The sequence below is a fragment of the Pseudomonas sp. QC2 genome (genome assembly GCF_002859085.1).
Lineage (GTDB): Bacteria > Pseudomonadota > Gammaproteobacteria > Pseudomonadales > Pseudomonadaceae > Aquipseudomonas > Aquipseudomonas petroselini.
In genome coordinates this window covers 20,543-44,673 of record NZ_PKKS01000022.1, presented here as the reverse complement: position 1 = coordinate 44,673, position 24,131 = coordinate 20,543, and the positions used below count along the sequence as shown (strand labels likewise).

The 24,131-nt window shown below is 61.2% G+C and carries 19 protein-coding genes and 2 pseudogenes; 12 read left to right on the top strand and 9 right to left on the bottom strand.

Annotated elements, in window-relative coordinates:
- The 4 genes from QCBJ_RS20280 to QCBJ_RS20265 form a co-directional block, all read right to left on the bottom strand.
- A complete protein-coding gene (locus QCBJ_RS20280) occupies positions 1 to 1,218 on the bottom strand; it encodes a beta-ketoacyl synthase (protein ID WP_043205371.1) in 1,218 nt (405 codons plus the stop codon).
- Positions 1,218 to 1,448, bottom strand: a complete 231-nt coding sequence (locus tag QCBJ_RS20275) for an acyl carrier protein (protein ID WP_007936684.1) — start codon at positions 1,446 to 1,448, stop codon at positions 1,218 to 1,220. Before QCBJ_RS20275 ends, QCBJ_RS20280 begins: the two co-directional genes overlap by 1 nt.
- 46 nt (positions 1,449 to 1,494) lie before the next feature.
- On the bottom strand, positions 1,495 to 2,517 hold the full coding sequence (locus QCBJ_RS20270; RefSeq protein WP_244886009.1) for a beta-ketoacyl-ACP synthase III: 1,023 nt from the start codon (positions 2,515 to 2,517) through the stop codon (positions 1,495 to 1,497).
- Positions 2,518 to 2,579: 62 nt separating this feature from the next.
- On the bottom strand, positions 2,580 to 3,473 hold the full coding sequence (locus QCBJ_RS20265) for a DMT family transporter (RefSeq protein ID WP_046036558.1): 894 nt from the start codon (positions 3,471 to 3,473) through the stop codon (positions 2,580 to 2,582).
- A gap of 154 nt (positions 3,474 to 3,627) precedes the next feature.
- Between QCBJ_RS20265 and QCBJ_RS20260 the strand changes: the two genes are divergently transcribed.
- On the top strand, positions 3,628 to 4,209 hold the full coding sequence (locus QCBJ_RS20260) for a helix-turn-helix domain-containing protein (RefSeq protein ID WP_012724366.1): 582 nt from the start codon (positions 3,628 to 3,630) through the stop codon (positions 4,207 to 4,209).
- 276 nt (positions 4,210 to 4,485) lie between these two features.
- On the opposite strand, the gene QCBJ_RS20255 is transcribed toward QCBJ_RS20260, so the two are convergent.
- A complete protein-coding gene (locus QCBJ_RS20255; protein WP_102061466.1) occupies positions 4,486 to 5,421 on the bottom strand; it encodes a helix-turn-helix domain-containing protein in 936 nt (311 codons plus the stop codon).
- Between the two features lie 364 nt (positions 5,422 to 5,785).
- On the opposite strand from QCBJ_RS20255, the gene QCBJ_RS30230 reads away from it, so the two are divergent.
- From QCBJ_RS30230 to QCBJ_RS20210, 11 genes and pseudogenes are all read left to right on the top strand, one after another.
- The gene (locus tag QCBJ_RS30230) at positions 5,786 to 5,947 is read left to right on the top strand and encodes a hypothetical protein (RefSeq protein WP_163825841.1); all 162 of its coding nucleotides are present in this window, start codon (positions 5,786 to 5,788) and stop codon (positions 5,945 to 5,947) included.
- A 42-nt stretch (positions 5,948 to 5,989) separates the two neighbouring features.
- On the top strand, positions 5,990 to 7,048 hold the full coding sequence (locus tag QCBJ_RS20250; protein WP_102061465.1) for a phenylacetaldoxime dehydratase family protein: 1,059 nt from the start codon (positions 5,990 to 5,992) through the stop codon (positions 7,046 to 7,048).
- An 84-nt stretch (positions 7,049 to 7,132) separates the two neighbouring features.
- Positions 7,133 to 7,999: a transporter gene (locus tag QCBJ_RS20245; RefSeq protein ID WP_102061464.1), complete on the top strand. Its 867-nt coding sequence runs from the start codon at positions 7,133 to 7,135 to the stop codon at positions 7,997 to 7,999.
- A gap of 180 nt (positions 8,000 to 8,179) precedes the next feature.
- Positions 8,180 to 9,697, top strand: coding sequence for an amidase (locus QCBJ_RS20240; RefSeq protein ID WP_102061463.1), 1,518 nt, complete (start codon positions 8,180 to 8,182; stop codon positions 9,695 to 9,697).
- A 76-nt stretch (positions 9,698 to 9,773) separates the two neighbouring features.
- Positions 9,774 to 10,367 (top strand): nitrile hydratase subunit alpha, encoded by a 594-nt coding sequence (nthA, locus tag QCBJ_RS20235; RefSeq protein WP_012724372.1) that lies wholly within the window; start codon positions 9,774 to 9,776, stop codon positions 10,365 to 10,367.
- A gap of 63 nt (positions 10,368 to 10,430) precedes the next feature.
- The gene (nthB, locus tag QCBJ_RS20230; RefSeq protein WP_102061462.1) at positions 10,431 to 11,093 is read left to right on the top strand and encodes a nitrile hydratase subunit beta; all 663 of its coding nucleotides are present in this window, start codon (positions 10,431 to 10,433) and stop codon (positions 11,091 to 11,093) included.
- Positions 11,090 to 12,346, top strand: coding sequence for a GTP-binding protein (locus QCBJ_RS20225; protein ID WP_102061461.1), 1,257 nt, complete (start codon positions 11,090 to 11,092; stop codon positions 12,344 to 12,346). Before nthB ends, QCBJ_RS20225 begins: the two co-directional genes overlap by 4 nt.
- 18 nt (positions 12,347 to 12,364) lie before the next feature.
- Positions 12,365 to 13,363 (top strand): annotated as a pseudogene (locus QCBJ_RS30570) (PAS domain-containing protein); the annotation flags it as partial.
- Positions 13,364 to 13,648, top strand: a pseudogene (locus QCBJ_RS30795) (methyl-accepting chemotaxis protein); the annotation flags it as partial.
- Positions 13,649 to 13,726: 78 nt separating this feature from the next.
- Positions 13,727 to 15,367 carry an AMP-binding protein gene (locus QCBJ_RS20215; RefSeq protein WP_043205376.1) on the top strand — a complete coding sequence of 547 codons (1,641 nt, stop codon included), beginning with the start codon at positions 13,727 to 13,729 and terminating at the stop codon, positions 15,365 to 15,367.
- Between the two features lie 11 nt (positions 15,368 to 15,378).
- On the top strand, positions 15,379 to 15,954 hold the full coding sequence (locus QCBJ_RS20210) for a TetR/AcrR family transcriptional regulator (RefSeq protein WP_102061521.1): 576 nt from the start codon (positions 15,379 to 15,381) through the stop codon (positions 15,952 to 15,954).
- Positions 15,955 to 15,988: 34 nt separating this feature from the next.
- Here the strand turns inward: QCBJ_RS20210 and QCBJ_RS20205 are convergent, their stop codons facing one another.
- The 4 genes from QCBJ_RS20205 to QCBJ_RS20190 form a co-directional block, all read right to left on the bottom strand.
- A complete protein-coding gene (locus tag QCBJ_RS20205) occupies positions 15,989 to 19,099 on the bottom strand; it encodes a multidrug efflux RND transporter permease subunit (protein WP_102061459.1) in 3,111 nt (1,036 codons plus the stop codon).
- A 1-nt stretch (position 19,100) separates the two neighbouring features.
- Positions 19,101 to 20,240: an efflux RND transporter periplasmic adaptor subunit gene (locus QCBJ_RS20200; RefSeq protein WP_102061458.1), complete on the bottom strand. Its 1,140-nt coding sequence runs from the start codon at positions 20,238 to 20,240 to the stop codon at positions 19,101 to 19,103.
- A 64-nt stretch (positions 20,241 to 20,304) separates the two neighbouring features.
- Positions 20,305 to 21,720 carry a diaminobutyrate--2-oxoglutarate transaminase gene (locus QCBJ_RS20195; protein WP_080567193.1) on the bottom strand — a complete coding sequence of 472 codons (1,416 nt, stop codon included), beginning with the start codon at positions 21,718 to 21,720 and terminating at the stop codon, positions 20,305 to 20,307.
- Positions 21,721 to 21,837: 117 nt separating this feature from the next.
- Entirely contained in the window at positions 21,838 to 23,898 is a 2,061-nt protein-coding gene (locus tag QCBJ_RS20190) for a TonB-dependent receptor (protein WP_012724381.1), read from the bottom strand.
- Positions 23,899 to 24,131 lie beyond the last annotated feature (233 nt).

Here is a 24,131-nt window from a genome sequence, read left to right as displayed (position 1 = left end):
TCAGGCGGCGAACACCAATGAGACATTCTGGCCGCCAAATCCGAACGAATTGGAAAGCGCCACCTTGATCGGCTGCGCACGCGCCTGGCCGTGCACCAGGTCAACCGTTATCTGCGGATCGGGGTTGCGCAAGTTGGCCGTCGGCGGCAGCAGCCCGTGTTCAAGCGCGAGCAAGGTGTAGGCCGCCTCGATGGCACCGGCAGCGCCCAGCAGATGCCCGGTGACGCCTTTGGTCGAACTGACCGGCATGCGTGCACCAAACAACTCGGCGATGGCACGCGACTCAATCACGTCGTTGCCCGGCGTCGACGTGCCGTGGGCATTGACGTAATCCACTGCGTCAGCCTCGATACCGGCATCGCGCAACGCCGCCTGCATCGCCAGGCGGGCACCGAGCCCCTGGGGATGGGGCGTGGTGACGTGGTGAGCATCTGCCGATGCGCCATACCCAAGCAGACGCCCGTGGCTGCGTGCACCTCGGGCGCGGGCATGCGCCTCGGACTCAAGCACGAACATCCCCGCGCCCTCACCGATGACGAAGCCGTCACGCGCGACATCGAACGGGCGCGATGCGCCGCCGGCATCGGTGTTGCGCGACAACGCCCGCATCTTGGCAAACGCGGAAACATACAAAGGGGTGATCGGTGCTTCCGCACCACCAGCCACCACGATATCGCAGAGCCCTCGGTTGATCAGGTCCTTGGCCATGCCCAGTGCGGAGGCCCCTGACGCGCAGGCCGAACAGGGGGCCAGGCATGGACCGCGTGCGCCCAGCTCAATGGCAACCTGCCCGGCGGCCATGTTCAACAGCCCCATGGGCAGAGTCAGCGAGGACACATCGTCAGGCCCCTCAGCAATCAGCACCGCGTGCTGCTGCTCCAGGGTGGCGGTGCCCCCAGCCCCGGAGCCGATGATCACCGCCACACGGCTCTCATCTTTCCAACTGCCGGCCTTGAGACCAGCATCCTCCAGGGCCTGGCGCGCTGCCAGCAAGGCGAACTGCGCATAACGGTCCCACTGCCAGGGGCTCTTGACGCCCAGCAAGGCGCTGTCAAAACCGGGTACACGGCACGATATCTCCACCGGCATCGCTTTGAGGGTCTTGTCAGGCGTGGCCGTGGCTTCACCTGCCACCACCCGCCGCCAGTTCGCCTCGATACCGATGCCGGCGGGCGTGACCAGGCCGATACCGGTCACAACCACCGCTTCGGCGACCATCACGCTTTACCGTTGGCCAGTGCCAGAACGTCACCGACAGTGGCGACCTCCGACAGCTGCGCATCGCTGATCTGCACACCCAGTTTCTTTCTCAGCAACTGGGCCAGGTCGACCTGCGACAGCGAGTCGAAACCCAGGTCTTCAAGGGAGGCATCAGGGACGATACGGCTTTCTTCGATGTTGAAACGCGCGGCAATGGCTTGGGCGATAGCTTCGTTACTTACGGTCATCACATGACTCCTGTTGTGTGGAACTGTAGGTTGGGAAAAGTCTGAATCAGTCCTGCCACTCGCTGTTGCGGGTAGTCAGTTGCGGCCAGCGCAGTACGGTCGAGCCCCACGAGAGGCCCGCGCCGAATGCACTCACCAACACACGTTGGCCGGCCTTGAGGTCGCCGCGCAGGGCCAGGTCGTTGAGAAGCAGCGGGATGGAGGCCGTCAGGGTGTTGCCCAGCCGCTGGATATTCACCGCCACCTTATCTGCGGGAAGGCCAAGCTCGAATGCCACGGATTGCAGGATGCGCACATTGGCTTGGTGACCGACGAACCAGTCGACCTGGTCCAGCGACCAGTGGGAGCGGTCCAGCACGCTCTGGGCCGATGTGGACATGCGTGCAACGGCCTGCTCATAGACCGCGCGACCGTCCATGTGCAGATAGAACTCACCCGGCGCTACCGCTTCATGGCCAAGCCCGGCGCTGGCCGAACGTTGTCGCGAGCCGCCGGCTGGGATGGCCAGCAGGTCCGAATGGGCACCGTCGCTGCCGAGGTCGAAGCACCCGAGCGCGCCGGCCTCGTCCACCTCGCCACGGCGCAGCACCACGGCACCGGCACCGTCACCGAAGATCGGTCGGGTGGCGCGGTCTTGCGGGTTGACGAAGGTGGTAAAGGCTTCAGCGCCGATCAGCAGGACACTGTCGGCGATGCCCGCGGCAATCAGTCCGGAAGCAGTGGCAAGCCCATACACGAAGCCGCTGCAGGCAGAGGTGATGTCATAGGCGGCGATGTCGCCCAGGCCCAGTACCGACGCCACTTCTGGTGCCACCGCCGGGCAGATGCGCTCCGGCGAGGTGGTCGCAACCACCACCGCCTGCACCGCCCGCCCCTCTGCCGAGGCGAGCGCACGGGCGCCGGCCTTGATGGCCAGGTCAAGCATGCTCAACCCATCACTGACCATTCGACGCTCACGAATGCCCGTGCGCGATTCTATCCATTCGGGCGTGGTATCCAGCCCGCTGGAAATTTGCTGATTGTCAATTATCTTAGGCGGAAGGCAGCCTCCCAGGCCACACAAGATCACAGTCACGATCAACTCCCTTGATTTAACGATGGTTCAGATGGTGTGTGGTGTTGGGCCCAGCCCTAGGTCACTTCCTGACGCGGGGCACGGCCCAGCGACCAACCAAAATTCATGCCCGCCGCCGCCAGCAGGATCGCGCTCGCGCCAAGCACTTGCAGGGCACTGAGCGGATGGGCGAAGGCAACCCAATCGACCAGGATGGCGACGATCGGATAGATGAACGACAGTGCGCCGACCAGCGCCGTGGGGATTTTCTGGATGGCGCTGTACAGCAGGGTCGACATGAGCCCGGTATGGACCACGCCGATAATGATCAAGTATGTCCAGGCGCCCTCGACCGTATCGACGCTGCTGAAATCCACGAACGGCGCCAGGACCAGCACACCTACCACCATCTGGATCAGCACGATCAGGTGCGCGGGCAGGCCCTTGAGGCGCTTGGTGATCGCCGCCGCCACGGCGTAGAAAAAGGCCGAAGCCAGGGCCAGGCAGACGCCAAGCACATAGTCGGCGCCGGGGGCCTGCCCACTACCCTTGGCGGACACGATCAGCATCAGCCCGGCGAAGGCCAACAGCAGCCAGCCAACCTTGGCGGCGCTGAGGCGCTCAGCGAAAAACAGCACACCCAGACCGACTAGCATGAACGGCTGAACGTGGTAGACCACCGTGGCGATGGCGATAGAGGAATGTTTGTAGGCACTGAACAGCAGCACCCAGTTGAGAATCAGCGCCACCCCGCCCAGGCACACCAGAATGAACTGCCGGGCGGTGATCAGCGAGCGACGCAGCACCCCAAGCACCAGGCACGCGACCAGCATCGCCATGGCGCCGAATACGCAACGCCAAAACACCACGGCCTCCGGGCTCTGCCCCGACATGATGACAAACCAGCCCACCGTGCCGGAGATCACCATGGCCGAAATCATTTCGAGCGTCCCACGGGTTTGCGACTTCATCACTCACTGCTTCCTTGCCGTCGACATTGCCGTAACCTAAGCCGTCGTTCGCGGGGGTGGCTCGGCAAATCAAACTTTATAATGAACTAATGACCGATATACTGAACAAGGCGCCTGAGAGCGTCAACCCTTTTAAGGATGATTTAAAAAACAAATGACCGACATAGCGAACACTCTATTGAAAAACAACCCGAGCCGAATCGATCTGCTGGCGCTTTCAATCAAGCGCGAACGCTTGGCCGCTGGGCTTTCCTTGACCGAATTGGCGAAACGCGCCGGTGTGGCGAAGTCGACGTTGTCTCAGTTGGAGTCGGGAATCGGTAACCCCAGCATCGAAACCCTATGGTCGCTGGCGATGGCAATGGGCTTGCAAGTCACCCGGTTCTTCGAACAACCCCAGCAGCCGTTGCGGGTGATTCGCGCCAACGAGGGCATGACCACCTATGCCGAGACTGCCAATTACGCAGCGACACTGCTTGCCGATTGCCAGGCGGGAGTACAGCGCGACATCTACCGGCTCAAGGTGCAGCCCGGCGAAGTTCGACTGTCTCAGCCTCACCCACCGGGAACCGTAGAGCACGTAGTGCTGTGCAGCGGCAGCGCCCATATTGGCCCGGCGACTGGGCCTGTATTGCTGAATGCCGGCGACTACATCAGCTACCTGGCGAATGTGCCTCACGTGTTCGAAGCACTTGAGGCGGACACTACTGCAGTGATGGTGATAGAGCATTCCTGAGGTAGGCGCCATGGACACGCCAAATGCTAAATTTTGCCAGCACTCGCCCTTTCCGTTCGCTCGTGTACCACGAGCGACTTAGGGGTAAACGTGGGGGCATATCTGAGGGCATGCTTTGGATGGTTTAAAAAGGATACCCCCCGTCCAAGCTCCCACACTTCCCTTCACGAAAAACATGCGTCGATGCCATTAAAAAAGCAGAGCGACCTTCAGGGCAATTCGGCATGCCCATCGGCGTGAGGCCCCCTCTCTCATCGATTTGGCACCCCGGCAATTTCAATTGCGGCGTAACAGCGTATTCGGCGCCACACCAAATGCCTTGCGAAACGCATGGCTGAAATGGGAGAAGTCAGAAAACCCGAAGTCCAGCGCCGCCTCGGACACGCTGCGTACCTGGCCGCGTTCAATCGCTTCTCGACTGGCATTCAGGCGTTCTTTCCAAATCTCTGCAACGGGGGTTTTCTGGTAGCGTGCGAAGGCCCGCGTAACGGTGCGGGTGGACACATTGTGGGCTTTGGCGATGGCTTCAATCGACAGGTCCGGCTCAGTCAAGTGCCGTTGGATGTACTGCATGATGCGGCCGTAGAGGTCCATCTCCTGATGGCTTGTTTTCAGGTCCTGGAGTTCCAGGCTGATCACAAGCAGATCAAGCAAAGCACTTGAGTAACGATTCGAGATGCGCTCGTCCTGCAGCGATGCCGGCGCGCTCGCGGCCTGATGCAGCATTTCGCGTAAGGGAACGACACCAGGACGCCGGTCGTCGAGGACCATCGCGGTGTACTCGGCAATACGCGGCAGGCGCTCGGTGAGCAACGCTCTCGGAATACGGATCAAGTGGTTTTCGGTACCACCCAGGCTGAAGCGAAACGCCTGAGTTGCGTCATAAAGAAACAAATTGCCGGTTGCCAGGCTGGCTTTTCTTGAGCCTTGTTCTATTTGCCCATGGCCATTTCGAGCGAAACCCAACCATAAATCTTCGGCCGGACCGCTGCGCAGGTGCTGCTCGGAACGCTCCCAGTAGTGCAGCGGCGAAGACAGCGAACAGATGTCCAGCTCGCCGACGGTATTGACGGTGAGCGAGCCATCAAAGCTGCTCAGGGACAAGGGTTTGCTATCGGCGGCCAGGCAATGGCGACAGACCACTTCTTTCCAATAATCAAACCGACGGGGTGCCGGAACAGCAAGGGTCGAATACTGAGTGCTTGGGTTCATGACACTGACCTCGACAACGATGCAAGAGGCGCTCGAGAAGGTGTAACGTGCGGCCAATTTTCAGGCATGAAAAGCAATTAACAGGCCAAGCGCAGTGGCAGGCCTGCTTGAGCGCGCTGCCACGTGGTTTCCATCGCGATTGTCGGCGGCCTTCGCGGGCTGTCGCCCGGTGCCGCCATCACCCTTTAAGGGCATGGCACGTCACCCGGTCGGTGCACGCGCACCAGCGCGGATCACGGGTAAACCTCAGCTCCAGCCTTGTCTTTTCTAACCAAATGGTTGTCTCGCCGAACAAAGCGCCCCCTCCTCGCCCAGCCTAATTTCCACCTCACAGCAGCTCATTCATCCGCTGATGAGGCACGCCATGCATCGACACGACTCACAACGATTGGCTGATTCCTCCTGGCTTCTGCAGCGGCGCGACCTTGCGCCTGAAGAGTCGGCTTATTGGTTGATTGAATGGAGTGCCATGCAGCTGCTGCACCGACGGCAGATCGCCAAGCGCGACCAGCCACCGACGCGCTAACGCCCAACCGTAGGCCTGAACGAAAATAACGAGGAGCTCAAGATGGAATCTGCAATCGACACACATCTCAAATGCCCGCGCACCCTGTCCCGCCGTGTACCGGACGAGTATCAACCGCCGTTCCCTATGTGGGTCGCACGCGCTGACGAGCAACTGGAACAAGTGGTGATGGCCTATCTGGGCGTGCAATATCGCGGCGACGCCCAGCGCGAGCCTGCATTGCAGGCGATGCGTCACATCGTCGGCAGTTTCAGCCTGGCCGATGGCCCGCAGACTTATGATTTGACCCACCACACCGACAGCAGCGGCTTTGATAATTTGATTGTGGTCGGGTACTGGAAAGACCCGGCCGCCCACTGTCGCTGGTTGCGGTCACCCCAAGTGAATGACTGGTGGAGTTCGCCGGATCGGCTCGGTGAAGGCCTTGGTTATTTCCGCGAAATCACCGCGCCGCGCACCGAGCAGTTCGAGACGCTGTACGCCTTCCAGGAGAACCTGCCCGGTGTCGGCGCAGTAATGGATACGACCAGTGGAGAGATCGAAGAGCACGGTTACTGGGGTTCGATGCGCGACCGTTTCCCGATCTCCCAGACGGATTGGATGAAGCCCACGAGCGAGCTGCAAGTGATCGCGGGTGACCCGGCCCAGGGCGGACGGGTCCTGGTCCTGGGGCATGACAACCTCACACTGATTCGTTCCGGCCAGGACTGGGCGGATGCCGAGGCTGAGGAGCGCTCGCTCTACCTCGACGAAATCTTGCCGACGTTGCAGGACGGCATGGACTTCCTGCGTGACAACGGCCAGCCATTGGGCTGCTACAGCAACAGGTTCGTGCGCAATATCGACCTGGACGGCAACTTTCTCGACCTGAGCTACAACATCGGTCACTGGCGCTCGGTGGAGAAACTCGAACGCTGGGCTGAATCTCACCCGACTCACCTGCGTATTTTCGTGACGTTTTTCCGCGTGGCCGCGGGTTTGAAGAAGTTAAGGCTGTACCACGAAGTGTCCGTGTCGGACGCCAAGAGCCAGGTCTTCGAGTACATCAACTGTCACTCGCAGACCGGCATGTTGCGCGACGCGCTGCCGCCAACCACCTGAGCGCCATCGGCGTTTACCTCCCCCCCTTTCTGCCGCCTTGCCACCCTCCTCGGGTGGCCGGTCTCCCTGTGCGAGGAATAAATGATGAATAAGATCCGCCTGCTGACGCTCTCTACGCTGTTGCCCGCGCTTCACGCCAACGCCGGTGAAGTAGCGCCCGGCGATTACGAGCAATACCCGGTCGGCGCTACGATCGGGGCGATTTATTACCAGCACGCCACCACGGACTCGGCTTATGCCAACGGCCACAAGGTCAGCTCTGACTTCAGGGTGAGCTCTGACATCGGCATCCTGCGGCTACTGCATGTCTACGCACTCTCCGACACCGTCACCATCGACCCGCAATTTCTTTTGCCTTTCGGACACGTCTCCAGCGCAGGTGACGCCTCAGCCCTGGGCAGCACTCGCGGCGTTGGCGACTTGATCCTCACGGCGCCGGTCAAATGGCGGTTTAACGAAGCCCGCGACACCCTCAGTATCGCCCCCTACCTGTATGTGCCGACGGGTACGTATGACAAGGACGACGCGCTCAATCTCGGCGAGAACCGCTGGAAATTCGAACTGCAGAGTGCGTACGTCAAACACTTCACAGAAAAATGGGCGATGGACCTGGTCGGCGGTGCCACCTGGTATGGCGACAACACAGACTACGGTGCCAATGCCGACCGTATGAAGCAGGACGTTTCCTACGCAGCGCAGATCATGGGGCGTTACATGCTAGACGCCAGCACCGCGTTTGGTATCGGCTTCGGGCGCACCTGGGGAGGTGAGACGAACATTGAGCACGTCAATCAAGATAACGAGCTTGGCACCACCAACTTCCGTCTCACCGCCACCAAATTCGTCACCCCCCAAGACCAGATCCAACTGCAATTGGGCAAGGACCTCTCGGTGGACAGCGGCACCAAGGAAGACTTCCGCATGAACCTGCGTTATGCGCGCATTTTTTAACGCAAGGGTCTGCGACCGCGTGCCCTTTGCTTCTTTGCACAGCGGTGTCCGGCTCAGCCAAGTCGATGTCTTTCTCAACCAAGCCTGCGACTTGAGGCGCGGACTATCTTGAGCGCCAGGCCCACTGATATTGATGAGCAGCAGTGCTCTTCGGCCACTTACGATAAGGACAGCCCAACCATGCCAATTGTGCGCCCCACCCTTGAACAGCTATTGGATGTATCGAGCCGCCTGCACATGCAGATCAGTGCGGAGCAAGCCCACGAATACCTGGCGCTTATGCAGTCAAGCTTCGATGCTTATGACCTGATTGACGAGCTGCCTGACTTCATTCCGCCGGTGCGTTACGAACGCAGTTCGGGCTATCGACCCTCGGCTGCACACAACCCGCTCAACGCCTGGTACTTCCGCACGGAAGTCAGCGGTGCCCGCGAAGGCAAGTTGGCGAATAAAACCGTGGCACTGAAGGACAATATTTCACTCGCGGGCGTCCCCATGATGAATGGTGCAAAGCCCCTTGAAGGCTTCGTTCCATCATTTGATGCCACCGTTGTCTCCCGCTTGCTGGATGCCGGCGCAACCATCCTCGGCAAGGCAACCTGCGAGCATTACTGCCTGTCCGGGGGGAGTCACACCTCCGATCCGGCGCCGGTGCACAACCCCTATCGCCACGGATTTTCCTCGGGTGGGTCGTCTTCCGGCAGCGCCGCACTGGTTGCCGCGGGCGAGGTTGACCTGGCAGTCGGCGGTGACCAAGGAGGGTCGATCCGGATTCCTTCCGCATTCTGCGGCACTTACGGGATGAAGCCGACTCACGGACTGGTGCCTTACACCGGGATCATGGCCATCGAGGCGACTATCGATCATGCCGGCCCCATCACGGCAAACGTACGCGACAACGCCTTGATGCTGGAGGTCATGGCGGGAGCGGATGGGCTCGATCCGCGACAAGCCGCGCCCCAGGTCGACACGTACAGCGATTACCTGGAGCGCGGTGTGAGCGGGCTGAGGATCGGAGTGCTGCGCGAAGGCTTTGAACTGGCCAACCAGGACCCGCGTGTTGCCTCGTCTGTGCGCAATGCCATCGACGCATTTGCACGGCTGGGTGCGCAGGTCGAAGAGGTGTCAGTGCCTGAGCACAAGATTGCCGGTGCGCTGTGGCACCCCATCGGCTGTGAAGGCTTGACGATGCAGATGATGCACGGCAATGGGGCCGGCTTTAACTGGCAAGGGCTGTATGACCTCGGGTTGCTGGACAAGCAAGCCGGATGGCGCGACCAGGCGAATGACCTGTCCGCGTCTCTCAAGCTGTGCATGTTCGTCGGGCAATACGGTCTGGAGCGCTACAACGGTCGTTTCTACGCCAAGGCACAAAACCTCAGGCGCCTGGCACGCTCCGGCTATGACGCCGCATTGGCGCGCTATGACCTGCTGGTGATGCCTACCGTGCCGATCATTGCCCAGCCCCATCCGGAGCCCGGTTGCTCGGTCACCGAGTACGTGGCCCGAGCGCTGGAAATGATCGGCAATGCCTCCGCACAGGACATCACTGGCCATCCGGCCATGTCGATTCCCTGTGGCCTGGTAGACGGTTTACCTGTCGGGCTGATGCTGGTGGGCAAACACTATGCCGAAGGCACGATTTACCAGGCTGCCGCGGCATTCGAGGCATCGGTTGACTGGAAAAACAGTCAGTAGCCGGTGCGTCCCCTTGCAGCGCAAGAGAATAAGCCGCCGGGCGCTGCCTAGAAGCTCAACGATGAGGAACCAACTGATGACCACACCTGAAAATAAAACATCAACCCCGGGTGAGCGAGCACAGGCATTACTGCACGTGCTCAAACAAAAGGACCTGATCCCCGACGGTTACATCGAGCACATGACACAGCTGATGGCACACGAATGGAGCCCGCAGAACGGTGCTCGGGTGGTGGCCAAGGCATGGGTGGACCCGCAGTTCCGCGAGCTGCTGCTCAAGGACGGTACCGCTGCGTGCGCCCAATTTGGCTATACCGGCCCGCAGGGTGAATACATTGTTGCGCTGGAAGACACGCCCAGTGTGAAAAACGTGATCGTGTGCAGCCTGTGCTCCTGCACCAATTGGCCCGTCCTGGGCTTGCCGCCGGAGTGGTACAAGGGCTTCGAGTTCCGCGCTCGACTGGTTCGCGAAGGGCGCACCGTGCTGCGTGAACTGGGCACGGAGCTGCCGGATGGGGTCACCATCAAGGTGTGGGACACCAGCGCCGAAAGCCGCTACCTGGTGCTGCCTCTGCGGCCAAAGGGGAGCGAATCCATGGATGAAGAGGCACTTCGAAAATTGATTACCAAGGATGTCCTTATTGGCGTGGCGCTACCGTACGTCGCCTAATCAGGGTGCTTTGTTTCTTTCAATTTTCATTCTCTATTCATTCGCTATTAAGAGGTATCCACGATGGATGGCTTTCACGATCTCGGCGGTTTCCAAGGCTTTGGCAAAGTCCCTCACACCGTCAACAGCCTGAGCTACCAACCTGTGTTCAAGCAGGACTGGGAGCACCTGGCGTACAGCTTGATGTTTATCGGTGCCGATCACTTGAAGAAGTTCAGCGTGGATGAAGTGCGCCACGCCGTCGAACGCCTGGACGTGCGCCAGCATGTCGGCACCCAGTACTACGAACGCTATGTCATCGCCACTGCCACCCTGCTGGTCGAAACCGGCGTCATCACCCAGGCGGAGCTCGATCAGGCCCTGGGTGCTCACTTCAAGCTGGCGAACCCCGCGCATGCGCAGGGTCGCCCGGCGATCACTGGCCGACCGCCTTTTGAAGTCGGCGACCGGGTTGTCGTGCGTGACGAGTATGTGGCCGGGCATGTCCGCATGCCGGCCTATGTGCGCGGCAAGGAAGGCGTGGTCCTGCACCGAACTTCAGAAAAATGGCCGTTCCCGGACGCCATAGGTCATGGCGACTTGAGCGCTGCGCATCAGCCAACCTACCACGTCGAGTTTCGCGTCAAAGACCTGTGGGGGGATGCAGCCGACGACGGTTTTGTGGTGGTCGACCTGTTCGAAAGCTACTTGGACAAGGCCTCCAGCGCGCAAGCGGTGAACGTATGATTGACGGCGCCCAGGCGGGCCGACTGCCGGTGACCGTGCTTTCTGGCTTCCTCGGCGCCGGCAAAACCACCCTGCTCAATCATATCTTGCGCAATCGCGACGGCCTGAAAGTGGCAGTCATCGTCAACGACATGAGCGACGTCAACATCGATGCTGAAGAGGTACAGCGCGACGTGGCGCTGCACCGTGGTCGAGATGAATTGATCGAGATGAGCAATGGCTGTATCTGTTGCACGCTGCGCGCCGATTTGCTCGAGCAGATCAGTGCCCTGGCACGCCAGCAACGTTTTGACTACCTGCTCATCGAGTCCACGGGCATTTCCGAGCCGATGCCGGTTGCCGAGACGTTTGCATTCCTTGACGCAGAAGGCTTCAGCCTCAGCGAACTGGCGCGGCTCGATACCTTGGTGACGGTGGTCGATGGCAGTCGTTTTCAGGCGTTGCTCGACGCGCCAGACATCGTGGCCCGCGACGACGCCCAAGCGGACGCACCCAAACGCCATCTGGCAGATCTGCTGATTGAGCAGGTGGAGTACGCCAACGTCATTCTCGTCAACAAACTGGACCTGATCGACGAGCCCGGTTACCAGGCCGTGCACGCGATCCTCACCGGCCTTAACCCGACCGCGCGGATCATGCCGATGACACACGGCAACGTTGAGCTATCAGGCATTCTCGGTACTCATCTGTTTGATTTACCCAGCTTGGCTGCATCACCCGGCTGGATGAAAAAAATGCAGGCCGATGACACACCGGCCTCCGAGTCGGACACCTATGGCGTGACGTCATGGGTGTACCGCGAGCGTGCCCCCTTTCACCCACAGCGATTATTCGATTTTCTGCAGCGCCCCTGGTGCAACGGGCGCCTGTTGCGCAGCAAGGGTTACTTCTGGCTCGCCAGCCGGCACCTGGAAACCGGCCTGCTGGTGCACAGCGGCAGGCAGTTCCAGTGGGACTATGTCGGGCACTGGTGGAACTTCATCGAGCCGTCGCAATGGCCGCGGGATGAATATCGGTTGCGAAGCATCATGACCAAGTGGGACAGCATTGTCGGCGATTGCCGGCAGGAGTTGGTCTTTATCGGCCAGGATATGGATACCCACGTGTTACAGCGCGCCCTCGACGACTGCTTGCTGAGTGCCCAGGAAATCGCCGCCGGCCCATCCGCCTGGCAAGCGCTGCCGGGCGCGAACGTCTTTGACGCCCAGGCCTTATCCGCCCCAATGCAATCCTTGCAGGCTGTTCCCATTTGACCGAGGTAGAGGTGCCCCATGCTCTTTTTCCGCCGCACCACACACCGGGTATTGGCGCAGCTCGCCGACCGGCTGGACCAGCCTGGGCAGGCGAGCACGCCATTGTCGTCGAACAACCGGTCAGTGCACCGCATCCTGGCAAGCGTCGAACACCTGCTGCAAGAGCGGCAAGCCGTTAAGGAGCAGGCCAGCGCACTGACGTTTCGCGTCAGCCAACTGGAAGAGCACCTGGCCGGCCGTGACAAGCTGTTGCAGCAATGGGAGGCGCGCTGGGCACTGATCATACAGGGCGCAGATGAGCTGTTCTGGGAACTGGAGCTGGATGGAACCGCTGCACCTGGGCCGGAATGTGCGATGACGTGGACGGGGCCTGCGTCGAACCCGGCCCAGGCGATGGATCAGCTCGGCGCGTGGAGTGAACAGTTGCACCCGGATGACCGGCAAGCGCATCTGGCAGCGCTCGCCAGGCACCTTGCCGATCGTAGCGGGCGGACGGCATTTGCGCTCGAGGTGCGCATGAAGCCTGCACCCGGCGATGACTACCGTTGGTGCAGCATCAGCGGTGCCTCGCGGCGCGATGCGCAAGGCGCAGCGCTCTGCATCGCGGGGACCGTGCGTGACATTCATGCACAGTACCTGCACAACGAGGCGCTCGAACTGGCGGCCACACGTTTCGATATTTCCCGGGAGATGCTGCATGACGGGCTCTGGGACATCGAGGTGGTGGCAGGCGACCCGGCGAACCCAAAAAATACCATTTGGTGGTCTTCGCAAATGCGCCGACTGCTGGGATGCAACACGGTTGAGGAGTTCCCCAACACCCTGGAAAGCTGGACCTCGCGCTTGCATCCCGACGATAGCGCAGGGGCCATCGGCGCATTCGTCGCCCATGTGGACGACCGCAGCGGCAAGACACCGTTCGATGTGGATTATCGACTCAAGCACAAAAACGGCACTTACCGCTGGTTTCGCGGCCGCGGGCAAACGCGCCGCGCGCAGGACGGCTCTGCGCAACGGGTGGTGGGTGCCATCACCGACATACATGCCCACCATGAAGAAAGCACGATGCGCGAGGCCCAGGCGCAACAACATCGGGTGATGCAGGAAACCCTCACCAAGCTGACGCAGATTGTTGCCACCATCCAGGGCATTGCCAGCCAGACCAACCTGCTGGCGTTGAATGCCGCCATTGAGGCGGCGCGAGCAGGCGAAGCCGGTCGCGGGTTTGCCGTGGTCGCCGATGAAGTGCGCAAGCTCGCCACGCGAACCAGCCAGGCGACCCAGCAAGCGGCCGAGATGATGGACAACTAGCCACATCCCTGCGCCTGCGCGGCGTGCGTGGGCACAGGGCAACTTCCAACAATAATAATCAGGTACGTTATGCGCGATTACGACTCAGCGGTGTCAACGTTCGACTATCTACAACTGGCGGCTCAAGACTTGCACGGCGAACCGGAAGCCTTGAACGCCTGCATCGAGTGCTGCGACCGGCACGCTCATGGCAATGCCGTGGCGTTGTACTGCGAAACGCGGGATGGCCGCGCCACGCGCTATACGTTCAGCGAATTGCAGGTGCACGCTGCGCGCTTCGCAAACTTCCTGCGAGCGCAAGGGGTACAGCCGGGAGATCGTGTCGCCGGACTGCTGCCACGCACAGTTGAACTGGTGATTACTGTCCTCGGGACCTGGCGCATCGGCGCGGTCTACCAACCGCTCTTTACCGCATTCGGGCCCAAGGCGATCGAGCAGCGATTGGCGTGCTCCGGGGCACGCTGGATCGTGACCGATTCCCACAATCGTCCCAAGCTGGATGACATCCCCGACTGCCCTCGCGTCATTGTGGCCGACGGCCCCCCACAGCACCCGAACGATGACGGTTTCTGGGACGCCCTCGGCCGTCAACACGCCGACTGCACGCCTGAGCTGCTGGACGCCAGTGCGCCTTTCCTGCTCATGTGTACCTCGGGCACTACAGGACCTGCCAAGCCGCTTGAGGTGCCTTTGAGCGCCATTCTGGCCTTCAAAAGTTATATGCGCGATTCAATCGACCTGCGCGAAGACGACCATTTCTGGAACCTCGCCGACCCCGGCTGGGCCTATGGCTTGTATTACGCAGTCACCGGGCCACTGGCGTGCGGCCGGGCCACGCTGTTCCATGACGGCCCTTTCACCGTGGAAAGCACCTGCCGGATTATCGCCAAGTATGCGATCAGCAACCTGGCCGGCTCGCCCACGGCCTATCGCCTGCTGATTGCCGCCGGGGCCGAGTTCGCCGACGCCGTGCGTGGTCAACTGCGTATCGTCAGCAGCGCCGGCGAACCGCTCAACCCGCAAGTCATCCGTTGGTTCGCCGAACAGCTCGGCGTGGTCATTCACGACCATTACGGCCAGACCGAAATCGGCATGGTGCTGTGCAATCACCATGGGCTACGCCATCCGGTACGTGAGGGTTCTGCCGGTTACGCGGTGCCGGGGTACCGGATTGTCGTGCTGGATGATGCGTATCAGGAATTACCGACGGGTCAGCCGGGCGTACTGGCGGTGGACCGCGAGCGCTCGCCCCTGTGCTGGTTCAATGGCTACTTGCATATGCCCACCAAGGCTTTTGTCGACCGTTACTACTTGAGCGGCGATATCGTGGAGCTCAATGCGGACGGCAGTATCAGCTTTGTAGGCCGTAACGACGATGTGATCACCACATCCGGCTACCGCGTGGGGCCTTTCGATGTCGAGAGTGCGCTGATCGAACATCCGGCAGTCGTCGAAGCCGCGGTGATCGGCAAGCCCGACCCGCAACGCACCGAGCTGATCAAGGCGTTTGTGGTGCTGAACCGTCAGTACCTGCCCAGTGCGGAGTTGGCGGAAGTCTTGCGCCTGCATGTCAAACAGCGCTTGGCTGCGCATGCGTACCCCCGGGAAATCGAGTTCGTCGAACAACTGCCCAAGACCCCGAGTGGCAAGGTGCAGCGGTTCATTCTGCGCAACCAGGAAATTGCCAAACAGCAGGCACTCGACACATGACTCACGGGCGTATGGCTCCCGCGCTGAGCCGCTCGGAGTTTCAGCGCAGAGCCCTGGAGCTGTTCAAGGAGCGTAGTTTCAGCCAGGTCAGCATGCGCGAATTGGCGGCGCATGTTGGCATCAGCCCGGGGGCGATTTATCACCATGTCGAGAGCAAGGAAGCCATGCTGTTTGAATGGCTGACAGAGCTGTATCAGGCACTGTTGTCGCACGTCGACCTGCTCAAGGCCCGAAGATTGACGCCCGCGCAACGCCTGACAAAACTGATCGAAGGCCATCTTAAATTGCATGAACAGATGACCGGGCACTTCAAGTTAGCGGTGATGGATGCCAATTGCCTGGGCGCCCCGATGCAGGCACGCGTTGAGCGATTGAGGCTAGCCTATGAGTCAGAATTCATGACATTGGTCGGCCAACTGGGCCATCCGCCCGGCGGGCCGTTACGCGAGGGTGCGCTTACTGCGATTTTGCCCATGCTGAACAGCCTACCCACCTGGCTGAGCCCGACGGTTGACAAGGGGCAACGTCGGCTTATTACAAAGACCATCGCCGATGCGGTCATTCACGCCATAAACGCCCTGCCTTGAGTGCCCCTACCCAGCGCTGGATGTCAAAACTGACTCAAGGCCCTTTGTTCGCGTCCACGACCCATTGGCGACCCTGAAGTCTTTGAGAAACCGACATCACCTTCACAAATAACACGGGCACCCACAACACGCCCAGCACTGTTGCCGCGAGCATTCCACCGATAACCCCGGTTCCGATCGCTTGCTGGCTGGCAGCACCCGGCCCGGTGGCGAGCGCCAGGGGCACCACGCCCAGGATAAATGCCAGTGACGTCATGATGATCGGGCGAAAACGCAGGCGTGCGGCCTGGATCGCCGCATCTGCAAGGCTCGCACCTTGGGCGTGCAGCGCTTTGGCAAACTCGACAATCAGGATCGCGTTCTTCGCCGACAGGCCGATGATGGTGACCAAGCCCACCTTGAAATAGACGTCATTGGGCATGCCCATGACGGTGACGGCAGCCACTGAACCCAACACGCCCACCGGCACGATCAACAGCACGGCAAACGGTATCGCCCAACTTTCATACAAGGCCACGAGCACCAGCAGGACCGTCAACAGTGATAAACCCATCAACAGCGGCACCTGGGCACTGGATTGTTGCTCCTGCAAAGACAACCCGGCCCATTCCAGGGTGAAGCCGGCCGGCAGTTGCGCAGCGATGTCCTGCAATGCCTGCATCGCCTGGCCGGTGCTGTAGCCGGCAGCGGCATCACCGGTAAAGCGCAGCGATTGCGAGCCGTTGTAACGCACGATCTGCAGCGGGCCGACTTGCCACTCGAAACGGCTGAAGGCTTCCAGGGGTACCAGTTTGTTCTGCCGGTTGGGCACTTGCAGGCGCAGCAGCGCTTCAGGTGTCTGGCGGCTACTGCCGTCGGCCTGGACGATCACGCGCTGCATGCGCCCCTGGTTGGCGAATTCGTTGATTTGTTGTGAGCCCAAGGCCGCCGATAACGCGGCGCTGATCACATCGAAACTCACACCGAGGGCCTCGGCTTTTTCCCGGTCGATGTCGATTTTGATCTGCGGTGCGTCCGCCAGGCCTTCATCGCGCAGGCTGCCGATCACGGGGGACGCCTTGGCCGCCGCGAGCAGTTGTGCGCGGGCTCCCAGCAACTCGGCGTGAGGGTGGCCGGTCAGGTCTTGCAGGCGCAGTTCGAAGCCGGCGGACGTGCCAAGGCCATCGACCGCCGGCGGCACGGTGCTGAACACGGTGCCGTCGCTGACATCTTCAAAGGCCCGGGTCGCGCGCTGTGCCACGGCGCGGCTGGCCTGGTCCGATCCGCGAACCGACCAGTCCTTGAGGCTGATATACGACAAGGCGGCATTGGCCCCCTCGCCCGAGAAGCTGAAGCCCAGGATACTGAGCACCTGGTGGGTGGCCGGTTGTGCCAGGGCGTATTGCTCCCAGGCGTTCACCGTCACCTCGGTACGCGCGGCGGAGGCCGCTGGCGGCAGTTGGATATCGGTGACGGTGTAGCCCTGGTCCTCACTGGGAATAAAGGAGGATGGCAAACGGTGATAGGCCAACACCAGCACCGCCAGCAATAGCAGGTACAGACAGACGCTGCGAGTGCCGCGCCGCACCCAGGTGCCGGCGACGCGCTCATAGTGTGCGGTCAACCTATCAAAGTGGCGGTTGAACCCAGGCACCCGCCGTGTCGGATCAAAAGGCTTCAGCAATGCCGCACACAGCGCCGGAGTCAGGGTCAGCGCGAGGAACCCGGAGAACAGAATCGACACCGACAACACTAGGGCGAACTGCTGGTAGATCACGCCCACCGAACCGCCCATGAAGGCCAGCGGCAAAAACACCGTTGCCAGCACCAGGGTAATGCCGACAATGGCTCCGCTGATCTGACGCATGGCCTTGCGGGTCGCATCCTTGGGCGACAGACGCTCCTGGCTGATCAAGCGCTCGACGTTTTCCACCACGACAATGGCATCGTCCACCAGCATGCCGATGGCCAGCACCATGCCGAACAGCGTCATCATATTGATGGAAAACCCCAGCACCCCCATCACGGCCAGCGTGCCCGACAGGCACACCGGCACGACCACTGCCGGGATCAGGGTGTAGCGCAGCTTCTGCAAGAACAGCCACATCACCAGGAATACCAGGACCATGGCTTCGATCAAGGTGTAGACGACCTGCTTGATCGCGGCCTGGACAAAGGGCGCCGTGTCGTACGGCACGCTCAAGCGCATATTGCCCGGCAAGGTGCTCGACAGATGCTCCAGACGCGCCTTGACCGCCTGTGCGGTCTGCAACGCATTGCCACCCGGCGCGAGTTGCACCGACATGGCGGCCACGGGCTTGCCGTTGAGACGGGCATCGAAGCGGTAGTCCTGGCGCCCCAGCTCCACCCGCGCCACATCGTGAATCCGCACACTGGCGCCATCATCATTGGCGCGCAGGACAATATTGCCGAACGCCTCCACCGACTCCAACTGGCCTTGAACCATGACGGTCGCGGTGATCTGCTGGTCCACCGGGCCCGGACGTTCCCCCATGCTACCGGCCGGTACCTGCAAGTTCTGCGCCGCGATGGCTTTGCTCACGTCCGCCATCGACAGGCCGTAACCCACCAGCTTCGCCGGGTCGACCCAAATGCGCATGGCGCGTTCGGCGGTATACATCTCCACGCGGCCGACCCCGGCCACACGACGAATTTCGTTGTTCACCGCGCGGGCTGCAAAGTCGGCCAGGCCGACCGAGTCCTGCTGCCCGTCGGTGTACGACAGGGCGTAGATCATCAGGAAGTTCGCGCGTACCTGCTCGACTTTCAATCCTTGCTCGATCACCGCCTGGGGCAAACGCCCCACCACCCGTTGCAGGCGGTTTTGCACGTCGATCTGCGCGCGATCCGGGTCAGTGCCCGGTTTGAAGGTGACGGTCGTGTCTGCGCTGCCATTGGCGCTGGTGGACTCGTAGTAGAGCAAGTCCGGCAGGCCGTTGAGTTCCTCTTCCAGCAGGCTGGTGACGTTGAGGTTGATGATCTGTGCCGACGCGCCAGGGTAGCTGGCACTCACGCTGATTTGCGGCGGCGCAACGTCGGGGTACTGGCTGACCGGCAAACGGCCGAGCGTCAACGCCCCAGCCAGTACGATAAACAGCGCGATAACCCAGGCGAAATTCGGACGCTCAATGAAAAAGTCGACCATTTCAGTCTGCGGCCTGTCGTGCAGCCAGGGTATCGACATTGACCTTGCTACCGGCGCTGAGCTTGTCGGCCCGTTCCACCACCACCCGCTCACCCGCCTTCAATCCTTGGATGATCTGCCAGTCGGGGCCGAGCATCGCGCCGGTGCTGACGATGCGCTCCTGTACCACGCCTTGGGCGTCGACCAGCATCAGCCGGGCTTGTCCGTCGGTGCCACGCTGCACCGCCTGCTGCGGCACGAACAGCGCCTGTGGGTCGACCCCCGCCGGTGCCACCACCCTTACGTACATGCCGGGCAGCAGCACGTTATCGGGGTTGGGAAACTCACCGCGCAAGGTCACCTGGCCGGTGCTGCGGTCTACGGAAATATCGGAGAACAGCAGCTTGCCCGCGCGAGTCTGCGCCGGGTTGCCGACCTGCAGCGAGACCTGGGCCGCGCCCTCCCCGGTTAACACCAGGCGGCCGTTGGCCACGGCTTGGCGCAGCGCCACGACCTGTTCGGCGGGCTGGGTGAAGTCAGCGTAGATCGGGTCCAGTTGCTGAATCCGTGCCATCTGCGTGGCTTCGTCCTGGCCGACCAGCGCGCCCTCGCTGACCAGCGCACGGCCTATGCGGCCGCTGATCGACGCACGCACCTGGCAGTAATCCAGATTGAGTTGTGCGGTCGCCCGGTCAGCTTCTGCGGCCAGGCGGTCGGCCTTGGCGCGTTTGAGGTCGGCGATTGCATCATCAAACAACTGCGGACTGACCGCATTGATCTCGACCAATTGCTTGTAGCGCTGCACATGCGCATTGGCGCGATAGACATCCGCCTCGGCCCTGGCCAGGTCACCTTCGACGCGCATCAACTTGGCCTTGAGCGGTGCCGGGTCGATGCTGAATAACAGCTGGCCGGCCTTGACGTCACTGCCTTCGACAAAATGCCGCGCCAGCACCACCCCGCCGACCCGCGCGCGCACTTCTGCGACGCGCACTGGTTCGATGCGGCCCGGCAGTTCGGCCGTCATGGCAAAGGCGCGGGGTTGTACGGTCAGGGTCTTGACCTGCGCCGGCAGCGTCCTGGACGCAACGGGCGGCGGCGCAGGGTCGCAGCCGCCAAGGGCCAGCGCCGCAAACAGCAGTGTCGATACAGCCTTGTGCATGTGTCGTCCTTACGCTGAAAAATGCGCACTGCCATGCCTTTGGCAGGCGCCGGGCATCGCTCGATCAGGGCTGCGTGGTGATCGAGTGGGCGGCTTGGAACAGGATCTGCGCAACAAAATCAATTTCCTGCTCGGTGATGATCAGCGGCGGCAGGAAGCGCACCGTTGCTCCGTGACGCCCACCCAGCTCGACGATCAACCCATGTTTGAGGCACGCCTGCTGGAAAGCCTTGGCCCGCGCAGTGTCCACCGGCGGATGCCCTTGTACATCAGGCACCCCGCACGGGTCGACGATTTCCATGCCGAGCATCAGGCCGCGGCCGCGCACGTCGCCGACCCAGGTGAATTCACTTTGCAGCGCCTGCAACTGCTTGCGCAGGTGCGCGCCGACCGTCTCGGCGTGGGCCACCAAGTCATTGTCGCGGATGAAGCGCAAGGTCGCCGTACCCGCCGCCATTGCCAACTGATTGCCACGGAAGGTGCCGGCATGCGCACCGGGCTGCCAGACATCCAGCGCGTCGTTATAGACCATGACCGACAACGGTAGGCCGCCACCGATGGCCTTGGACAAGGTGATGACGTCCGGGGTGATGCCCGATTGCTCGAAACCGAACATACGGCCGCTGCGGGCAATGCCGCATTGGATTTCGTCGACGATCAGCGGGATACCGTGGGCACGGGTCAAGCGTCGCAGTTCCTGCAGCCAGCGGTCCGGCGCGGCGATCACACCGCCCTCGCCCTGGATCGGCTCCAGGATCATCGCAGCCGGCAACGTCACACCGCTTTCCGGGTCGTTGAGCAGATGTTCCAGGTAGCGCACGTTGAGGGTGACGCCTTGATCGCCGGCGACGCCAAATGGGCAGCGGTAATCATGCGGGTACGGCAGGCGTTGCACGCCCGGCATCAGGGCGCCGAGGGCATTTTTCGGTGACAGGTTGCCGCTGATGGCCAAGGTGCCCAGGGTCATGCCGTGATAGGCGCCTTCGAACGCCAGCACCGAATGACGACCGGTGGCGGTGCGAGTCAGTTTGAGTGCCGCTTCCACGGCGTCCGCACCGCTGGGGCCGCAAAACTGGATGCGCGCGTTGCGTGCGAAGTCTGCCGGCAGGCAGCCGAAGACTTCCTGGACAAAGGCATCCTTGACCGGCGTCATCAGGTCCAGGGTATGCATCGGCACACCGGCCGCCATCACTTGCGTGATCGCCTCGATGACCACGGGGTGGTTATGGCCCAACGCGAGGGTTCCGGCGCCGGCCAGGCAATCGACGAACACCTGCCCGCGACTGTCCTGTACGTAGATCCCATAGGCACGTTCAAGCACCAAGGGAATACGTCGGGGGTAGCTGCGGGCGTTTGATTCCTGCTGTTGCTGGCGCTCGAGCATCGGCGTCAGGTCCAGGCAATAAGGTTGGGACAGCCCGGTATGCGCCAGGCGTAGCTGTGGCGCACCACCGTGCGTGGCATTCGAAAAAGCGCTCATGAGATCCTCCATGGAGGCTGGGTGTGGAAGCAAGTGGGACTGCCTGGGCGCGAGCGCCCCAGGCAGCAAACAGCTTGAAACCAGACGCTGGGAATGCGCATCCCTGCGCCCATCGACTTACATGTCGTAACGCAGTACCAGGCCGAATGTGCGCGGGGCGCCCACATCGATGATGTCGCCAATGCGGTTGCTCGTGACGTATTCCTTGCCGAAAGCGTTTTTCAGGTAACCGGACACCGCAACGTTCTTGGTCACCTTGTATTCGGTGCTGAAGTTGGTCAGCACGTAGTTGTCACTGCGGCGTACTTTGCTGACGTTGCCGTTGGCGTCGAACTCGAAGTCGGACGGCGCGGTGCTCTGGTAGGTGAGGTCGGTGTTGAGGGTCAAGCGGTCGTTCCAGCGGTAGGTACCGCCCACCGACATTTTGTATTTCGGCGAGTAGAGGAATGGCTGGCCGCTACGATCCAGGCCGTCGCCGGTGTTGAAATCCTTGTATTTGGCATCGGTGATGGCGCCGCCGATGTTGAGGGTCAACTGCTCACCGAAGTCTTTTTCGACGCTGACTTCCAGGCCCTTGATGTCGCTGCGACCGGCGTTGTACACAAGGAAGAAATTGCCCGACGGGTCGAGCACGCTGACCTGCTGGTCTTTCCAATCGGTGTAGTACAGGTTGGCGCGCGCACGCAGGCTCTTCTCGAGGAACGAACCCCGATACGACAGCTCGTAGTTGGTGGTGTACTCCGGATCGTAAGCCTCGTGGCCGCCACCGGCACGCACGTTGACGCCACCGCCTCGGTAGCCTTTCTGCACCATGAAACCGACGTACTGATCAGGAATGAACTGATAATCGACGCCCAGTTTCGGCAAGAGTGCGCTGAAGGATTTCTTGACCTTGCCAGGGCTGGAGAAGTCATCCTGCTCGATATCGGTGTCGTTGGTTTCGTAGTCGTAGCGCAGGCCGGTGATCAAAGTCCAGTTCGGCGCGAAATCCCAGTCCACCTCGCCGAACAGCGCGGCGTTGTTGATAGCGACATCGCCTTTGGCTGCACCGCGTTGCACATTGTTGAACAGCAAGCGATCGTGGAAGCTGTTGGTGGTGCGGCCAAAATACACGCCACCGAAGCTGCGGATCGTGTCGGACTCATAACCCAGGCGCAGTTCCTGGCTGAACATGTTGCCAGCCTGGTTACGCAGGATCTCGTTGTTCGCCGTGGCGGTCTGGTCGAAGTCCTTGCGCGCGGTGTAGTCCGAGTGGGTGTAGGTGGTCAGGTTGGTCAGTGTCCAGGCATCGTTGAGACGCCAGTCGATCTTCGCGCTCAAGGTGTCCTGGTTAAGGTTGTCGTAGGCCTTGGTGTTCGAGGCGATCTTGTAATACTGGACCTTGTCGCCGATGCGGGTGATCGAGTTGTCGCCCTGACGGTGTTCGTTGTGTGCGTAGGTCAACAGCACATCGGTGTCGTCGTTCGGCGTGATCAACAACTTGCCGCGATAGTTGCTCGTGCGGTGCGGGTTGGCATCGTCGTGATTGGTGGTGTTGCGGATATAACCGTCGCCGTCCTGGGTATCGATGGCGATGCGGCCGGCGATCTTGTCGTCGACGATCGAGCCACCGCCGGCCACGGCTACACCGCGCTCACCGTAGTTGCCGATGTTGGTCTGGGCGGAGAAGGATGGGTCGAAGGTTGGGTTCTTGGTCTGGATCACCACCGCGCCGGCCAGGGAATTGCGGCCTTGGGTGGTGGACTGCGGGCCGAGGAAGACTTCAACCTGCTCCGTGTCCCACAGGCCGATCGGGCTCAACGTCAGCGCCCGGTTCGGTTGTTGGGCGCCATCGACGTACACCGACACCGCGCCGTTCAAGGTCGCCGGGCCCTGGTCATCGAAACCCGACACCGGCACACCACGGATACCCCAGTTTTCGTTACCGGCTTGGTTGTACACGCCAGGGGTGCGGGCGAATACGTCGATCAGGTTGTGATCGGCCTTGTCGCGCAGTTGCTGTTCGGTCACGACGGCCACGCTCGACTGGGTCTTCTCAAGCGAGCGGTTGATCTTTTCGCCGGTGACGGTGACCGGCGCAATCTCCAGTGCGGCGGGTTGATCGTCCGCCCATGCGCTGTTCAACAGGTACATGGCTGAGCCTACCGCCAACGCAAGTGTATTAATTTTGTAATTCACGCCCCGCTCCCCTACCGCAGTTATTTGTATTTTTATCCGTTGGCAAATCGCTGTTTTTTCCCAGCGGGGCGGAGTCTAGTCGAAAAAAAATATTAAAGGAATAGTATTGATAATCCCTCTCATTCACACCTAATATACTTTCTGTATTCACATATACACATTAGGTTTCAAAGTCTCGCCGAGGCCACTGCCCAGTTTTAACGGCCTGCTGTCACGTTGCTACAGAGCCAAGA